This is a genomic window from Lactobacillus porci (assembly GCF_009695985.1).
Classification (GTDB): Bacteria; Bacillota; Bacilli; order Lactobacillales; family Lactobacillaceae; genus Lactobacillus; species Lactobacillus absianus.
In genome coordinates, this window is sequence record NZ_VUMX01000001.1 from 116,603 (window position 1) to 130,636 (window position 14,034).

Annotated in this window: 21 protein-coding genes; 13 read left to right on the forward strand and 8 right to left on the reverse strand. The window is 49.0% G+C overall.

The genetic code is table 11. The features are described from left to right. The first annotated feature begins 41 nt into the window (after positions 1 to 41). From infA to rpsI, 12 genes are all read left to right on the forward strand, one after another. Positions 42 to 263 carry a translation initiation factor IF-1 gene (infA, locus tag FYJ62_RS00650; protein ID WP_002878178.1) on the forward strand — a complete coding sequence of 74 codons (222 nt, stop codon included), beginning with the start codon at positions 42 to 44 and terminating at the stop codon, positions 261 to 263. A gap of 14 nt (positions 264 to 277) precedes the next feature. Continuing rightward, positions 278 to 394, forward strand: coding sequence for a 50S ribosomal protein L36 (gene rpmJ, locus FYJ62_RS00655; protein ID WP_046307548.1), 117 nt, complete (start codon positions 278 to 280; stop codon positions 392 to 394). A 26-nt stretch (positions 395 to 420) separates the two neighbouring features. Continuing rightward, on the forward strand, positions 421 to 771 hold the full coding sequence (rpsM, locus tag FYJ62_RS00660; protein WP_154546853.1) for a 30S ribosomal protein S13: 351 nt from the start codon (positions 421 to 423) through the stop codon (positions 769 to 771). A 27-nt stretch (positions 772 to 798) separates the two neighbouring features. Then, the gene (gene rpsK / locus FYJ62_RS00665; protein WP_154546854.1) at positions 799 to 1,188 is read left to right on the forward strand and encodes a 30S ribosomal protein S11; all 390 of its coding nucleotides are present in this window, start codon (positions 799 to 801) and stop codon (positions 1,186 to 1,188) included. A gap of 43 nt (positions 1,189 to 1,231) precedes the next feature. After that, entirely contained in the window at positions 1,232 to 2,170 is a 939-nt protein-coding gene (locus FYJ62_RS00670) for a DNA-directed RNA polymerase subunit alpha (protein ID WP_154546855.1), read from the forward strand. Positions 2,171 to 2,193: 23 nt separating this feature from the next. Next, positions 2,194 to 2,577, forward strand: coding sequence for a 50S ribosomal protein L17 (gene rplQ / locus FYJ62_RS00675; protein WP_154546856.1), 384 nt, complete (start codon positions 2,194 to 2,196; stop codon positions 2,575 to 2,577). Between the two features lie 192 nt (positions 2,578 to 2,769). After that, entirely contained in the window at positions 2,770 to 3,627 is an 858-nt protein-coding gene (locus FYJ62_RS00680; RefSeq protein ID WP_154546857.1) for an energy-coupling factor ABC transporter ATP-binding protein, read from the forward strand. After that, positions 3,603 to 4,463 carry an energy-coupling factor transporter ATPase gene (locus FYJ62_RS00685; protein ID WP_154546858.1) on the forward strand — a complete coding sequence of 287 codons (861 nt, stop codon included), beginning with the start codon at positions 3,603 to 3,605 and terminating at the stop codon, positions 4,461 to 4,463. The genes FYJ62_RS00680 and FYJ62_RS00685 overlap by 25 nt, the downstream gene beginning before the upstream one ends. Further along, on the forward strand, positions 4,460 to 5,257 hold the full coding sequence (locus tag FYJ62_RS00690; RefSeq protein ID WP_154546859.1) for an energy-coupling factor transporter transmembrane component T family protein: 798 nt from the start codon (positions 4,460 to 4,462) through the stop codon (positions 5,255 to 5,257). Before FYJ62_RS00685 ends, FYJ62_RS00690 begins: the two co-directional genes overlap by 4 nt. Continuing rightward, the gene (gene truA / locus FYJ62_RS00695) at positions 5,257 to 6,093 is read left to right on the forward strand and encodes a tRNA pseudouridine(38-40) synthase TruA (RefSeq protein WP_154546860.1); all 837 of its coding nucleotides are present in this window, start codon (positions 5,257 to 5,259) and stop codon (positions 6,091 to 6,093) included. The genes FYJ62_RS00690 and truA overlap by 1 nt, the downstream gene beginning before the upstream one ends. 104 nt (positions 6,094 to 6,197) lie before the next feature. After that, the gene (rplM, locus tag FYJ62_RS00700) at positions 6,198 to 6,641 is read left to right on the forward strand and encodes a 50S ribosomal protein L13 (protein ID WP_154546861.1); all 444 of its coding nucleotides are present in this window, start codon (positions 6,198 to 6,200) and stop codon (positions 6,639 to 6,641) included. Positions 6,642 to 6,653: 12 nt separating this feature from the next. Next, positions 6,654 to 7,049: a 30S ribosomal protein S9 gene (gene rpsI / locus FYJ62_RS00705; protein WP_154546862.1), complete on the forward strand. Its 396-nt coding sequence runs from the start codon at positions 6,654 to 6,656 to the stop codon at positions 7,047 to 7,049. 173 nt (positions 7,050 to 7,222) lie between these two features. Here rpsI and FYJ62_RS11035 read toward each other — a convergent pair whose 3' ends face one another. The 7 genes from FYJ62_RS11035 to FYJ62_RS00740 all read right to left on the reverse strand — a co-directional run bounded on the left by FYJ62_RS11035 (position 7,223) and on the right by FYJ62_RS00740 (position 11,589). After that, a complete protein-coding gene (locus tag FYJ62_RS11035) occupies positions 7,223 to 7,300 on the reverse strand; it encodes a hypothetical protein (protein WP_404538087.1) in 78 nt (25 codons plus the stop codon). Positions 7,301 to 7,561: 261 nt separating this feature from the next. Continuing rightward, positions 7,562 to 8,056: a hypothetical protein gene (locus FYJ62_RS00715; RefSeq protein WP_154546863.1), complete on the reverse strand. Its 495-nt coding sequence runs from the start codon at positions 8,054 to 8,056 to the stop codon at positions 7,562 to 7,564. 2 nt (positions 8,057 to 8,058) lie between these two features. Further along, on the reverse strand, positions 8,059 to 8,502 hold the full coding sequence (locus FYJ62_RS00720) for a hypothetical protein (protein ID WP_154546864.1): 444 nt from the start codon (positions 8,500 to 8,502) through the stop codon (positions 8,059 to 8,061). Next, entirely contained in the window at positions 8,502 to 9,044 is a 543-nt protein-coding gene (locus FYJ62_RS00725; RefSeq protein ID WP_154546865.1) for an RNA polymerase sigma factor, read from the reverse strand. The genes FYJ62_RS00720 and FYJ62_RS00725 overlap by 1 nt, the downstream gene beginning before the upstream one ends. A gap of 174 nt (positions 9,045 to 9,218) precedes the next feature. Then, on the reverse strand, positions 9,219 to 9,983 hold the full coding sequence (locus tag FYJ62_RS00730; protein WP_154546866.1) for an ABC transporter permease: 765 nt from the start codon (positions 9,981 to 9,983) through the stop codon (positions 9,219 to 9,221). After that, on the reverse strand, positions 9,980 to 10,618 hold the full coding sequence (locus FYJ62_RS00735) for an ABC transporter ATP-binding protein (RefSeq protein ID WP_154546867.1): 639 nt from the start codon (positions 10,616 to 10,618) through the stop codon (positions 9,980 to 9,982). The genes FYJ62_RS00730 and FYJ62_RS00735 overlap by 4 nt, the downstream gene beginning before the upstream one ends. Positions 10,619 to 10,653: 35 nt before the next feature. Beyond that, positions 10,654 to 11,589: a diacylglycerol/lipid kinase family protein gene (locus tag FYJ62_RS00740; RefSeq protein WP_154546868.1), complete on the reverse strand. Its 936-nt coding sequence runs from the start codon at positions 11,587 to 11,589 to the stop codon at positions 10,654 to 10,656. A gap of 517 nt (positions 11,590 to 12,106) precedes the next feature. Between FYJ62_RS00740 and FYJ62_RS00745 the strand changes: the two genes are divergently transcribed. After that, positions 12,107 to 12,730, forward strand: coding sequence for an NUDIX hydrolase N-terminal domain-containing protein (locus FYJ62_RS00745; RefSeq protein ID WP_154546869.1), 624 nt, complete (start codon positions 12,107 to 12,109; stop codon positions 12,728 to 12,730). A gap of 36 nt (positions 12,731 to 12,766) precedes the next feature. On the opposite strand, the gene FYJ62_RS00750 is transcribed toward FYJ62_RS00745, so the two are convergent. Further along, the gene (locus FYJ62_RS00750) at positions 12,767 to 13,945 is read right to left on the reverse strand and encodes an MFS transporter (RefSeq protein WP_154546870.1); all 1,179 of its coding nucleotides are present in this window, start codon (positions 13,943 to 13,945) and stop codon (positions 12,767 to 12,769) included. Between the last annotated feature and the right edge of the window lie 89 nt (positions 13,946 to 14,034).

Sequence of the window (14,034 nt, forward strand, 5' to 3'; positions counted from 1 at the left end):
TAATTTCGAAGTATGACTGTTTTGATTGCGGAGGGGCAACTTTGGCAAAAGATGATGTCATTGAAGTAGAAGGTAAGGTAGTTGATACCTTACCTAATGCTATGTTTAAGGTCGAATTGGAAAATGGCGCCACGATTCTGGCCCATGTTTCAGGCAAGATCCGGATGCACTACATCCGGATTCTGCCTGGGGACCGGGTAACTGTGGAGCTTTCTCCATACGACCTGACTAAAGGTAGAATTACGTATCGTTTTATTAAATAATAACGGAGGCAAACATGAAGGTTAGACCATCTGTTAAACCAATGTGCGAACATTGCAAGATTATTAAGAGACATGGTCGTGTTATGGTTATTTGCCCTGCAAATCCAAAGCACAAGCAACGTCAAGGTTAATTTTCAAGATATAGGAGGTGCATCTAATGGCACGTATCGCTGGTGTTGACTTACCAAGAGATAAAAGAATCGTTGTCGCTTTGACTTACATTTTCGGTATCGGCGACCACACTGCAAAGGAAATTTGCGAAAACGCAGGCGTATCTGAAGACGTCCGGACTAAGGACCTTACTCCAGAACAACAAGAAAAGCTGCGTACTGAAGTAGACAAGTACCGTGTTGAAGGTGACTTGCGTCGTGAAATCAACATGAACATCAAGCGTCTTGTTGATATTGGCTCATACCGTGGCATCCGTCACCGTCGTGGTCTTCCTGTTCGCGGTCAAAACACTAAGAACAACGCACGTACTCGCAAGGGTTCCAAGAAGAGCCGTTAATTAAAATTACTATAAGGAGGTTTATAGATGCCTGCAAAGAAAACTGCTCGTAAGCGTCGCGTGAAGAAGAACGTCGAAACTGGCGTTGCTCACATTCACTCAACGTTTAACAACACTTTAGTTATGATTACTGACGTTCAAGGTAACGCCGTTGCCTGGTCTTCAGCTGGTGCTTTGGGCTTCAAGGGTAGCCGTAAGTCTACTCCATTCGCAGCTCAAATGGCTGCTGAAGCTGCTGCTAAGAACGCAATCGCTCAAGGCATGCACCACGTAGAAGTATCAGTTAAGGGTCCAGGTTCTGGTCGTGAATCAGCAATCCGTGCTCTGCAAGCCGCTGGTCTGGAAATCACTGCTATCCGTGACGTTACTCCAGTTCCTCACAACGGTTCTAGACCACCAAAGCGTCGTCGTGTTTAATAAAATCTTACTTTGAGACGTGCGTTTTGAAAGGGGCCCAGTAATGATTGAATTTAAAAAGCCAAATATTACCGTCGTGGATCAAGAAGACAGTTACGGTAAGTTTGTTGTTGAACCGCTGGAGCGTGGGTTCGGTACAACTTTGGGGAATTCCCTCCGTCGCGTTTTGTTGACCTCTGTTCCTGGGACTGGTTTAGTGAAGGTCAAGATTGATGGTGTTTTACACGAATTCACTACTGTTCCTGGCGTAAAGGAAGACGTAACCAAGATCATCTTGAATCTGAAGAAGCTTGAATTGAAGGCTCACACTGATGAAACCAAGACGATCGAACTTGACGTTGAAGGTCCAGCAACGGTAACTGCTGAGGATTTGAAGGCTGACGCCGATGTCGACGTTCTCAATCCGGACCAATACATTTGTACCATTGCTCAAGGTGGCCACCTGCACATGTGGATTGACGTGCGCAACGGCCGTGGTTACGTTCCAGCAAGTGAAAACAAGACTGCTGACATGTCAATCGGTGACATTGCAGTTGACTCACTCTTCTCACCAATCGACAAGGTCAACTACCAAGTTGAATCAACTCGGGTTGGCAAGAGAGAAGACTTTGACAAGCTTACTCTTGAAATTTGGACAAATGGTTCAATCGCTCCGAATGACGCCCTCAACTTTGCCGCTCGTGTCCTTGTAGAACACTTCAAGGCCTTTGAATCAGCTGATGCTGCTTCAGAAATTGGCGAAGTTATGGTTGAACAAGAGAACGACCAAAAGGAAAAGAAGCTCGAGATGACGATCGAAGATCTCGACCTCTCAGTTCGTTCTTACAACTGCTTGAAGCGTGCCGGCATTAACACTCTGCAAGACCTGACCAGCAAGTCAGAGGCAGAAATGATGCGCGTACGTAACTTGGGACGTAAATCATTGGAAGAAGTTAAGAATAAATTAGCAGACCTGGGTCTTTCACTTCGTCAAGAAGACTAGTCTGTAATAAGGAGGCACAATTAATGTCATACCGTAAATTAGGTTGGGACAGTAGTCAAAGAAAAGCTATGCTCCGTGAAATGACTACCCAATTGATTATCAACGAACGCATCGTCACTACCGAAGCTCGCGCTAAGGAAGTACGTCGCACTGCAGAAAAGATGATCACTTTGGGCAAGCGCGGTGACCTGGCTGCTAGAAGAAAGGCTGCTGCATTCGTACGCAACGAAATCGCTGATATCCACGAAGAAGGCGACGAAGTAGTTGTTAAGTCAGCTCTTCAAAAGCTCTTCACTGATGTTGCTCCTCGCTACAAGGACCGCAACGGTGGTTACACCCGTATCTTGAAGCTGGCTATGCCACGCAAGGGTGACGCAGCTCCAATGGTAGTTTTGGAATTGGTTTAATTTAGTTAAACATAACTGCCAAACTTAATACTTTTTAAGAATTATTCATGAAAGTGAGAATAAGCGCGATGATGATGGGCTTCGGCCTTAGTCTAGCTTAGATGGTTCAATATCATCCCTCTTCATGGATGATTTTTTTTTGCTTTTTTTATACAATGGAGGGTAAACGTTATAAATACAGGTGGTGACATCATGAGTGCAGAGAAAGACAACATTATTGCTTTTGAACACGTAACTTTTACCTATCCAGACGCGCCGCGCCCGGCTGTCGATGATCTCAGCTTTGCGATCAAGAAGGGGGCCTGGACGGCTTTAATTGGCCACAATGGCTCAGGCAAGTCCACGGTGTCGAAATTGATCAACGGGCTTTTGGCACCAGACGACATGGACCGGTCCAAGATTGTCGTTAACGGGATCAAACTGGCCCAGGAAACGGTCTGGGACGTGCGCGAACAGGTTGGGATCGTCTTTCAGAACCCTGACAACCAGTTTGTCGGGGCGACCGTGGCTGATGACGTGGCCTTTGGCTTGGAAAACCGGGCAACGCCCCGGTCAGAAATGGTCAAAATCGTCGCTCAGGCGGTTTCTGACGTTGGCATGGCTGATTATGCCGGAGCAGAGCCCAGCAACCTCTCAGGGGGGCAGAAACAGCGCGTAGCGATCGCTGGCATCTTAGCCATTAAGCCCAAGGTTATTATTTTGGATGAAGCGACCTCCATGCTGGACCCGGAAGGCAAGCAGCAGATCTTGGATTTGGTCAAGCGGATCAAGGACGAAAACGATTTGACGGTGATTTCCATTACCCATGATATCGATGAGGCCTCTTTAGCTGACCAAGTCCTGGTCATGGATGACGGCAAGCTGATTGACCAGGGGACGCCAGAGCATATTTTTGCCCAGGTTGACCTCTTGGAGCGGATTGGCCTGGATATTCCGTTCACTTTTAGGTTAAAGCAGCTCCTGCATGAGCGGGGAATTGACCTGCCGCGGGACGCGGACAAAGAAGACGAGTTGGTTCAAGAAATATGTCAATTAAATTCGAAAATGTAAGCTATGTCTACAACCCCGGCTCGCCTTTGGAGTCTCTGGGGCTGGACGATGTGAACTTCACCTTGCGTGAAGGTGATTTTATTGCCTTGATCGGCCATACCGGGAGCGGAAAGTCCACCTTAATGCAGCACTTTAACGCTCTGCTCAAGCCCAGCAATGGGAAAATTTCGATTGCTGGCTATGAGATTACGCCAGAGACTGGCAACAAGGGGCTGAAGGAGTTGCGCCGCAAGGTCAGCCTGGTCTTTCAGTTTCCAGAAGCCCAGCTGTTTGAGAACACCGTGTTGAGGGATGTTGAATTTGGGCCTAAGAATTTCGGTTTTTCAGCTGAAGAAGCTGAGCGGGTGGCTAGAAAGTGGCTCAAGCAAGTCGGACTGCCTGAAGATGTGGCCGAGAAGTCGCCATTTGACCTTTCGGGTGGGCAGATGCGCCGGGTCGCGATTGCGGGCGTCATGGCCTATGAGCCTGACATCATATGTCTGGATGAGCCCGCGGCTGGCCTGGATCCCAAGGGCCGCATTGAAATGATGCGGCTGTTTAAGGACTACCAAAGGCAGGGGCATACCGTAATTTTGGTCACCCACAACATGGATGACGTGGCTGATTACGCCGATGACGTGCTGGTGATGGAGCACGGCAAACTGATTGCCCATGACGCCCCACAGGCCGTTTTTATGGACCGCGATTGGCTTAAGCACCATCACCTTGATGAACCGCACCCAAGCCGTTTTGCAGCCAAATTGGCGGCTTCTGGCTGCAAATTGGCGGGCAACCCCTTGACGATGACAGAATTGGCGGATGCGATTGCCCAGCGGGTGAAGGAGGCGGCAGAATGAGCAAGATAATTATCGGCCGCTACCTGCCAGGGACCAGCTTCATGTACAAGGTTGATCCCCGGGCCAAGATGCTGGTGACTTTTTACTTCATCTTGATGATCTTTTTGGCCAATAACTGGCAAAGCTATCTGGTCATCACGGTCTTTGGTCTGATGACGGTTGTCGCCACGGGCTTGAAGCCCAAGGTCTTCTGGGATGGGGTCAAGCCAATGATCTGGCTGATCATCTTTACCTCGCTTTTGCAGACCTTTTTCATGGCTGGCGACAAGATCTACTGGCATTGGTGGGTCTTTGCGATCTCAAGCGAAGGCTTGATCAACGGCCTGTATGTCTTTATCCGCTTTACCTTGATCATTGTCGTTTCAACGGTGATGACGGTCACGACCAAGCCGCTGGAAATCGCGGACGCGATGGAGTGGATCATGACCCCGCTCAAGCTGTTTAAGGTCAACGTGGGCATGATCAGCTTGGTGATCTCGATTGCCTTGAGATTTGTGCCAACTTTGTTTGACCAGACCATGAAGATCATGAATGCCCAGAGATCGCGGGGAGCCGACTTTAACGACGGCAATTTGGTGCAAAGGGCTAAGTCGGTCGTTCCAATGCTGGTGCCGCTGTTCATCGATTCTCTGGAAGTAGCTCTGGATCTGTCTACGGCGATGGAGTCGCGCGGCTATAAGGGCAGCGAAGGCAGAAGCCGCTACCGGGTTCTGAAGTGGTCCAAGGCAGACTTGGTGCCTTTGGCATATTGTGTAATTTTGACGGCCTTAATGGTGATTGTGAGAATCCACTGATGACGAATAGTTCGAATAAAGATAGCAAGAACAAGCAAGAACAAGTGCAGACGACCAGGTATAAGCTGAAATTGACCTACGACGGTCACCTTTTTCATGGCTTCCAGTCCCAACCCAATCAGCGGACGATTCAAGGGACGGTTGAAGAAATTCTCAAACGGATGACCAAGGGCAAAGAGGTTACGGTCTATGGATCGGGCAGAACCGATGCCGGAGTCCATTCGGTCGGGCAGGTAATTCACTTTGATTACCCGGGAAATAAAATTCCCCCGCAGAACATGATCAAGGCGCTGAACTCCCAATTGCCAATGGACATGGTTTTCACTGAGTGCCAGATTGTGGACCAGGACTTCCATGCCCGCTTCTCGGTGAAGGGCAAGTGGTACCGCTACCGGGTGTCGCTGGACCGGTTTGTCAATCCCTTCAAGCGCTTTTACACAGGCCATTACCCTTACAAAGTAGACTTGCAGCGGATGCAGGAAGCAGCCAAGGACCTGCTGGGACGGCATGACTTTACCAGTTTCGCGGCCAGTGGCGGGCAGATCGAGGACAAGGTCAGGGACATGTACTACGTGAATGTCCAATACGACGAAAAAGAAAATGAGATAATTTTTGATTTCATCGCGACCGGATTCCTGTATAATATGGTACGCATCTTGGTGGCAGCCCTGCTGGAAATCGGCAACGGCCGCCGGCCTGTACATGACCTGGTACGGGTGATTGCGGCCAAGAACCGGTTGGAAGTCCAACAAACCGCGCAGGCCAGCGGCCTGTACCTATACCATGTCTTTTATGACGAGGTTCCAAGAAAATATCGGCTGGACCTTGATTTTTAATTGACATTTCAATATTTAGGTCATATGATATAAGAGTATGTTTGTCCACGATAGGCCCCGTAATCTTATTGTATTCAAACTGCGAATAAACGGAGGAATTTAAATTGCGTACTACACCATTAGCAAAAACTAGTGAAATTGAACGTAAGTGGTATCTGATCGACGCTACTGATGTTGCATTGGGCCGTCTTTCAAGTGCCGTAGCAACCATTCTTAGAGGTAAGAACAAGGCTCAATTTACCCCAAACGTTGACACTGGTGACAACGTCATCATCGTTAACGCTTCAAAGCTGAAGCTTACCGGTAAGAAGGCTACTGACAAGATCTACTACCACCACTCAGAATGGCGTGGCGGTCTGAAGGCTGTGTCAGCAGGCGAATTGCTTGCAAACAACCCTGTTAAGTTGGTTGAAATGTCAGTTAAGGGCATGCTTCCAAAGAACACTCTTGGCCACCAAGAATTCTTGAAGCTTCACGTATACGCTGGTGAAGACCACAAGCACGAAGCACAAAAGCCTGAAAAGTTAGACATTAACGATTTAATCTAGGAGGTAGTTTAAATGGCACAACAAGCTGCATATGCAGGCACTGGTCGTCGTAAGGACGCCGTAGCTCGCGTTCGTTTAGTACCAGGTGATGGTAAGATCACTGTTAACAACAAGGACGTTGCTGACTACATTCCATTGCCAATCTTGGTTAAGGACCTTAAGCAACCTTTGACTCTGACTGAAACTGAAGGCCAATACGACGTTATCGTTAACGTTAACGGTGGTGGTTTCTCAGGTCAAGCCGGCGCGATCCGTCATGGTATCGCACGTGCCCTTCTCGAAGTAGACCCAGACTTCCGTGGCCCACTGAAGAAGGCTGGCTTCTTGACTCGTGACCCAAGAATGAAGGAAAGAAAGAAGCCAGGTCTGAAGAAGGCCCGCAAGGCTTCACAATTCTCAAAGCGTTAATCTTTCGATTGCGTTTTGCCTTCGAAAAGCATGTTCCGCAAGGAATGTGCTTTTTTTGTTGCAAAAAATTGAATAGCAAGAAAAAAGACTATTTCCTGGGGAATAGTCTTTTTACATGATCAAATTTAAGCAGTGGGGGAGACAGCTAATCGTTACCGTCTGGTTCTTCCGTGTTACCTCGCCATCGGTATGGACCCAATCGGTAAGAAGGCGAATTTTACTTTACTAAAATCCTCAATTGCGTTGACCACGCCGCTGATGGTGCCATCTCCGCCAGCGGCAACCAGGGTGACTTCTTCTTTTTGCTCAAATTACTTGATGAAGTTGCGGATACAGCCGGGCCTAGCCGAAAAACAGGTAAAGTAGGGCTTGTGGGCTGCTTCTAAGGCTGTTTCCAGCTTTTTAATAATGAGGTTGTCGTTTTGCCCGGATTGGCAATAATAAAATACATCTTCTTAACCTCACGCGAAATTAATCCAATGTATTTATTATAACGTATTTTGTTTTCTTGATTATTTTTTGACGTGCTTTTTCGCTTGACGGATCAAGTAGACGCCGAGGATGATGACCATGATGGCACCCAAAATGTTGGTGGCGGTGTCGTTGTAGTAGTCCCCAAAGTAGCCGTCTTCGCCAGCAGAATTAAGGATGGCGTCAAGGCCCATCAGGATGAAGAAGGCCCCGCTCCAGGTCAAGACGTGCTTGTTGAGAGTCAGGGTTGGGAAAAGCTCTTCCCAGATGAACTTGTCTTCTTGCTTGTCAAATTCCTCGTCAGGGCAGGAAATCAGGTTGCGGGCGTGGAAGAAGGAAAAGAACCAAACCAAGAGGGCAAAGATCATGAAGAGGGTGGGCAGGCTGATCAAGGTTGGGATGATCAAGACCGTGAAGAAGACCAGCATTAAGCTGAAGCCGCTCTTCATGAAGCCCATGTACATCTCAGTGGCTCCGGGGATGAATGAGGTGAAAAATTCTAAAACTTCGTTTTTTTTACGGTGACTAAAGTGCATTGTTACTTACTTCTTTCTGCTTTTACTTTTTCATCTGGCAGATCGATGCGGGTGCTGTTCAGCTTTTTAGTGAACTGATTTTGCTTGGCAATCTGCGAGATCTTGTCTGATTCCAAAAATTCAAGGCTATTTTGCCAGTTCTTTGGCAGGAGCTGCCCAGCTAAGAGCAAGAGGCAGGCGGCCGCACAGGCGGCGATGACCTGGACTTTGATCCGCTGATAGCGGGCTAAGCTGATGGTCTTCTTGGCTGTTTTTTCTTTTATCTTTTCAGTTTCGATTTCTTTAGTTTGGGCCAGGACCTGGTCAGCCAGGTCAGGGGGCGGCGCGACTAAATCCCTTTCGGCTGCGTTAATCAACTCGGCCAATTCACTATCAGTCAGATAGGCGAATTCTGCTTGTTTTTCATTATCTTTCTCTTCCTTTTTTTCTAGTTGACTCTCTTTCATCAGGGCTGCCTCCTTTCCAGCTGATTTTTTAATAGTTCTCTTGCCCGGTAAATATGAGTCTGGACGGTTTTAAGCGGTTTTTCAAGCTCTTTGGCAATTTCCTTGGTCTTTTTCCCCATTAAAAAGTAGAGCTCAGCATCGCCTTTAAGCGAGTCTGGCAACTTTTTAACCGCCTCCTGGAGCTCCTCCATTAGCTCCTGGTTCAAGACCTGGTCTAGGGGCGTTTGCCTGTCTGCTGGCTCAGCCACTTGGTCAAGATCCGCAGCAGGCTTTTGCTTTCTGAGATAGTCAATTGCCTTATTGCTGGCGATCCGGCAGAGCCAGGCCTTTTCGTTTTGCCCGTCAAATTGACTCCATTTTTGATAGGCAGTTAAAAAGGTTTCCTGGGTCAGACCGTCAGCCGCAAAGTAGTCATGCGTGATTTTTAAGCAAAGAGAAAATACCAGTTTTTGGTAAAGCTTTAAAAGCCGTGCCAGGTTTTCTTGATCGTTAATTTCCTTTCGCCTCCTCCTGCTACTGAATATAACGGAAAAAGTTGCCAAATGTCTTCAACTTTTTCCAAAAAATAGGTTCAGTCTAGAAACTTTTGCAAAAGATTAAAATGCCCTGTAATTGTTAAGCATAGACGTTTAACGATTGCAGGGCATTTTTAATGACCAGATATTCAAAAATTTGGATGGCAGGTAAATCACCTGACTGCTAAGCTTACCTGAGTATTAATTCTCGCGCAGCTGGCTTTGCCGGTTGAAGTAGTTGCGGTAGGCCAGATACCCGGCAATTACGGCTCCAAGTCCGGTAGCTGACAGCAACATGAAGGTCACCATGATTTGGTATTTGATCGCGTAGACGGGATCAACCCCAGCGAAAATCAGGCCCGACATCATGCCGGGCAGACTAACCAGTCCGACCGTTTTGGCGGAATCAATCGTTGGCTGCATGGCCGTTTTGATGCTGCGTCGCAAAATGCTCATGCTGGCCTGCTTTACGTCAGCTCCTAAAGCCAGCTTTTCCAATACTTGTTGGCGCTGATCGTGAAAGCCAGTGGCCAGGGCCTTATAGCACAGCCCCATCGCCACCATCTCATTGCCGGCAATCATCCCCGTAATTGGAATAATCTGCATGGGCTTGAGCTTGACCGTTTTCGTCAAGAGCAGGACGCCCAAGGTGACGTAAGTACCAACGATCAAGGCGACAATCGACTGCCAGAATTGGCGGTTGGGATTAGGGTCGCGTTTGTTGGCGTTCCAAGCGGCGTTGAAGATGATGAACAGGGTCATCAAGAAGGTCAGCAGCGCGTTGTTGACGTGCATGATGAACTTTAAGACGTAGCCGACGATAATCAGCTGAATTACGGCTCTGGCCACGCTGTAAAAGATGTCCTTGGTCAAGCCCAGCCGCTCTTTCCAGGAAATTGCCACGGAAACTAAAACTAAGGCAAAGGACAAGAAGAGTGATAAATTGCTTACCGCCATGGCTTTCATTTTAAAATTCCTCCTTTTTCCATTTGCAGCAGCTTGTGGGAAGCGGCTAGTTCTTCTTGGTCGTGGGTCACTTGCAGAATCGTGCTGCCTTCTTGCTGAATTTGGGCGATCAGTTGGTGGACGATCTCCTTGCTGGTCTCATCAAGGCCAGTCGTAACTTCGTCCAAAAGCAGAACCTCAGGGCGAAAGAGCAGGTTGCGGATTAAGGCGACGCGCTGCTTTTCACCGCCAGACAGGGCAGTAATCTTCTTGTCTAAGTAATCAGCTGACAAGTCAACGCGCTCCAGCGCTGCTTTGGCCCGTTCTTCGTCAAAGGGTTGCTTCCTGATCGCGAAAGGAAAGGCTAGATTGTCCTTGACCGTTTCATCGAAAAGGGTGGGCTGCTGGAAGCAGTAAGAAACCTGACGCCGGTAAGGGACCAGGTCCAAATCCGCCAAATTCCGCCCCTTATAGAGAATCTGCCCGCTGGTTGGCGAGATTAAGCCCGCGATCAGTTTTAAAGTCGTGCTTTTGCCGCTGCCGGAAGGGCCGGTTAAAGTAACGTAGTCTCCAGCTTCAAGCGCAAAGGAAACATCTTGCAAGATAGTTTGCTTGTCTGTCTGATAGGCAACTTGTTTGAGTTCGATTAGTGCCATTGTCTTTCTCCTGTTTCCAAAAAAGTATTCCTTTTCTAAATAAGCATTTTAAGCACCCGCGGCAGGCATTTCACGCTGACCGCGCTGCTCTTGCGGGCGACTTCACCATCGGTGTGCATCCACAGGGGATGGTCCAGCTTGATTTGGATCTTTGTGAAAGGACTGTGGTGAACGCCCTTGAAATGGTAGTATTTGCCCAGGTAGGCGGCCGGAAACTTGGGCAGGATCTGTGCCAGACTTAGATCGCCAATTGCCGCCAGGTTCAAGACGCCATTTTCCGCTGACGCGTCTGGCGCAAATTTGAAGCCGCCGCCTTCATAGGGCGTATTCATGCAAGCCGCGAAGATCAGGCGGTTGATGTGAATCGCTTGTTGACCATCCAAGAAGATCATGGCCTGGGTCTTGGGGATCGTTGCGAGCTCGCGCAGGGCAATTGCACCATAGGTCAGCTTGCCTTGGTTGAAGGCATTGAAGAAGTTCTTGAACTTGGATTCATTTACCTCGTGGCAGACCGCCGCGTCAAAGCCCAGGCCACATGAGACCGCGAAGCGGCGGCTGAGCCCAGTGCGCTCATCGGTCAATAGCCCGAGATCGATCCGCCTGACAACCTTGCCGGCGGCAATTTTCTTGATGTTTTCAGCTTGTGTCTTGTCCTTGTGGATATCTTTGATGCCCAATCCTCTGGCCAGGTCATTGCTGGATCCGATGGGCAGAAAGGCAAAGTTGACGCGGCTGAAATCCTCAATCGCGTTGATGACGTTGTTGATGGTTCCATCCCCGCCCAAGGCCACCAGGTTGATTTCACCGCCGCGATCCATGCTTTTTATGAATTTCTTGACGTAGTCGGGGCGGGCGGTGAAGCAGGTGAAATAAGGTTGCTGCCGTTCACTAAGGGCGGCTTCCAGTTGCTTGAGCAGGCGGTTGTCCTGCTGGCCTGATTGCGCTGCTGGATTGGCAATAATGAAGTACATAAAAGGCGTTTCCCTTTCCTAATAAAGTGATTCACTATCTAGTTTACGCCAATTGTGCTGGCCTGAGCTGAAAAATCAGGCGAAAGCTTCGCGGCTTAATTGTTGTTTCCAGTTGTCCCTCATTTTGTTAACTAAGACAGGTCAAATACTAAAATTAAAAATATTTCTGATATGGCTTGCATATTCAGTAATATTAAAATACAATTAATCGTAAATTAGAAGCTTAAACAGCTCCTAAGAATGATCGCTCCTTGCCAAGAAATGGCCGTAGGAAGCAGCATTGCTTGGCAGGAAACGGTCGATTGTTATTTATGTTATAGATACAGGAGGACACAGCCTATCGCGTAAACAACTTTTCGATCTAATCTGCACACACCTAACATTACATTTGCTAAAGCTGAAGCTCACAGTCATCAACTTTGATGCCTGTGGGCTCTTCTTTTGTCCACAGGCAAAAGTCTCTCCCGCGTGCTAGAATTGGATTAAGCTAGCTATTTGTGGAAAAAAGGAGGAATTTTTGATGAAGAAGGGAGACCAGGTGATCGATTGGGCAATGGAGCTGCAGGCCATTGGCCAAACCGGCCAGGCTTATTCCAAAGACGTTTTCGATACTGAGCGCTATCAGCGGGTTCGGGAGATCGCGGCTGAGATGCTGGCGGAAAAGAGCGGGCTTGACTATGACCAGGTTAAGGGGCTCTTTTGCAATGAAATTGGCTACCAAACGCCGAAAATTGCCACCAGGGCAGCGATCTTCAAGGATGGCAAGATCCTGATGGTGCAGGAGAAGGAGGGGCACTGGTCCCTGCCAGGCGGTTGGTGTGACGTGGATCAGTCTCCGGCTGACAACGCGGTCAAGGAGGCCAAAGAGGAGTCGGGTCTGGACATTGAGGTCATGAGCGTGATTGCCGTCCAGGACCACTTTAAGCACCACGGTTCAATTCACCCCTACGGGATTACCGATATCTACTACCTGTGCCGGCCCCTTGGCGGAGAGTTTGCGGCGAATATCGAAACCGTCCAGTCTGGCTGGTTTGGAGAGGATGAGCTGCCAAACGTGGCGGAGAACAAGAATTCAACCGCGCAGATCAAGATGTGCTTTGCCGCTTACCGCGATCCCAACTGGAAGACCTTGTTTGACTAAGCAAAAGCCCGTTCACTGCAAGCGAACGGGCTTAGTTCATTCATGTGCTTCTTTGGCGCGAAGCCGTCTGGCCGCCAGCCAGATCAAGCAGGTGGCGAGAAAGGAGAAGACTGCTCCAAAATAAGTGGTCTGGCCAATTGAAGTCAGGCCGGCTACCCGGGCAGCGGTGAAGGAGCCCAAGGAAATGCCGACATTGGCGAAAATCGAGTTGAAGCTGGAAGCCAGGTCCATGGACTGCGGGTAGTTCTTGGCCGCGGTATCCAGGAAGTAGACTTGCAGGGCGGCGCCATAACTGGCGTTGCAGACACAGACCAGGAAGACAGCCGCGAAGGCCAGCCAGGCAGACTTGAAGAGGGGGTTGACCAGCAAGAGCAGGAGGGTTTGGAGCAAGTAAACCATTGGCAGCTGCCGCAGGCCGCCGTGGTCAGCTAATAAGCCTCCGCTCTTGTTGCCAATGATGAAGGCCACGCCTAGCAGCAGCAGGAGCAGGTTGAGCAAGCTGGCCGGCAAATGCATGTAATCGGTAATAAGTGAGCGAATGTAGGTGTAGTAGGTATACTGGGCGGCACAGGTCAGAATGACGAAGCAGATGACCAAGCGGATGTTGGGGTCCTTGAAGATGGCCAGCTGCTTTTGGCCTTTCTGGGGCGCGGCTTGGGGTGTATCTTTCGGCACGTACAAGCAGACCAGGATCAAGACGACAACCGTCAGAACTGAGATCAGCCAGAAGCTGGCATGCCAGGACCAGGTCGTAGAGATCAAGGTGCCGATTGGCAGACCGATGATTGAGGCAATCGAAAAGCCCGCGAAGATCCAGGACAGGAGTGAAGCCCGCTTGTCCAGCGGCGCCACGAAGTTGGCAATGACCAGAACCAGGGAAATAATTGCTCCAGCAGTCGTGGCCGACATGATTCTGGACAAGAGCAGGGACAGGTAGCTGGTTGACAGGGCTGTCCAGGTGTTGCCAAGCAAGAAAATGACCAGCAAGAGGTAGAGCAGCTGGTGGCGCTTCAGATAGCGGGTCAGCGAGGTGACCAGGGGTGTGGATAGGGCATAGACCAGGGCAAAGACGGTCACCAGATAGCCCAAACTGGAGAGTGAGGCGCCTATTTCCCGGGAAATGTCGGGCAGGACGCCGACGATCATGTATTCGTTGCAGCCAAGCATGAAGGCGATGAAAACAAATAATATTGATTGAATTCGATATTTAGACATTTTTCCTCAAAATTAAAATAGTTTACGACAGATTAGCTAGCATTCAGCTCTTAGTCTAGCAAAATTTAGCCCTTGTATTAATATCAGAT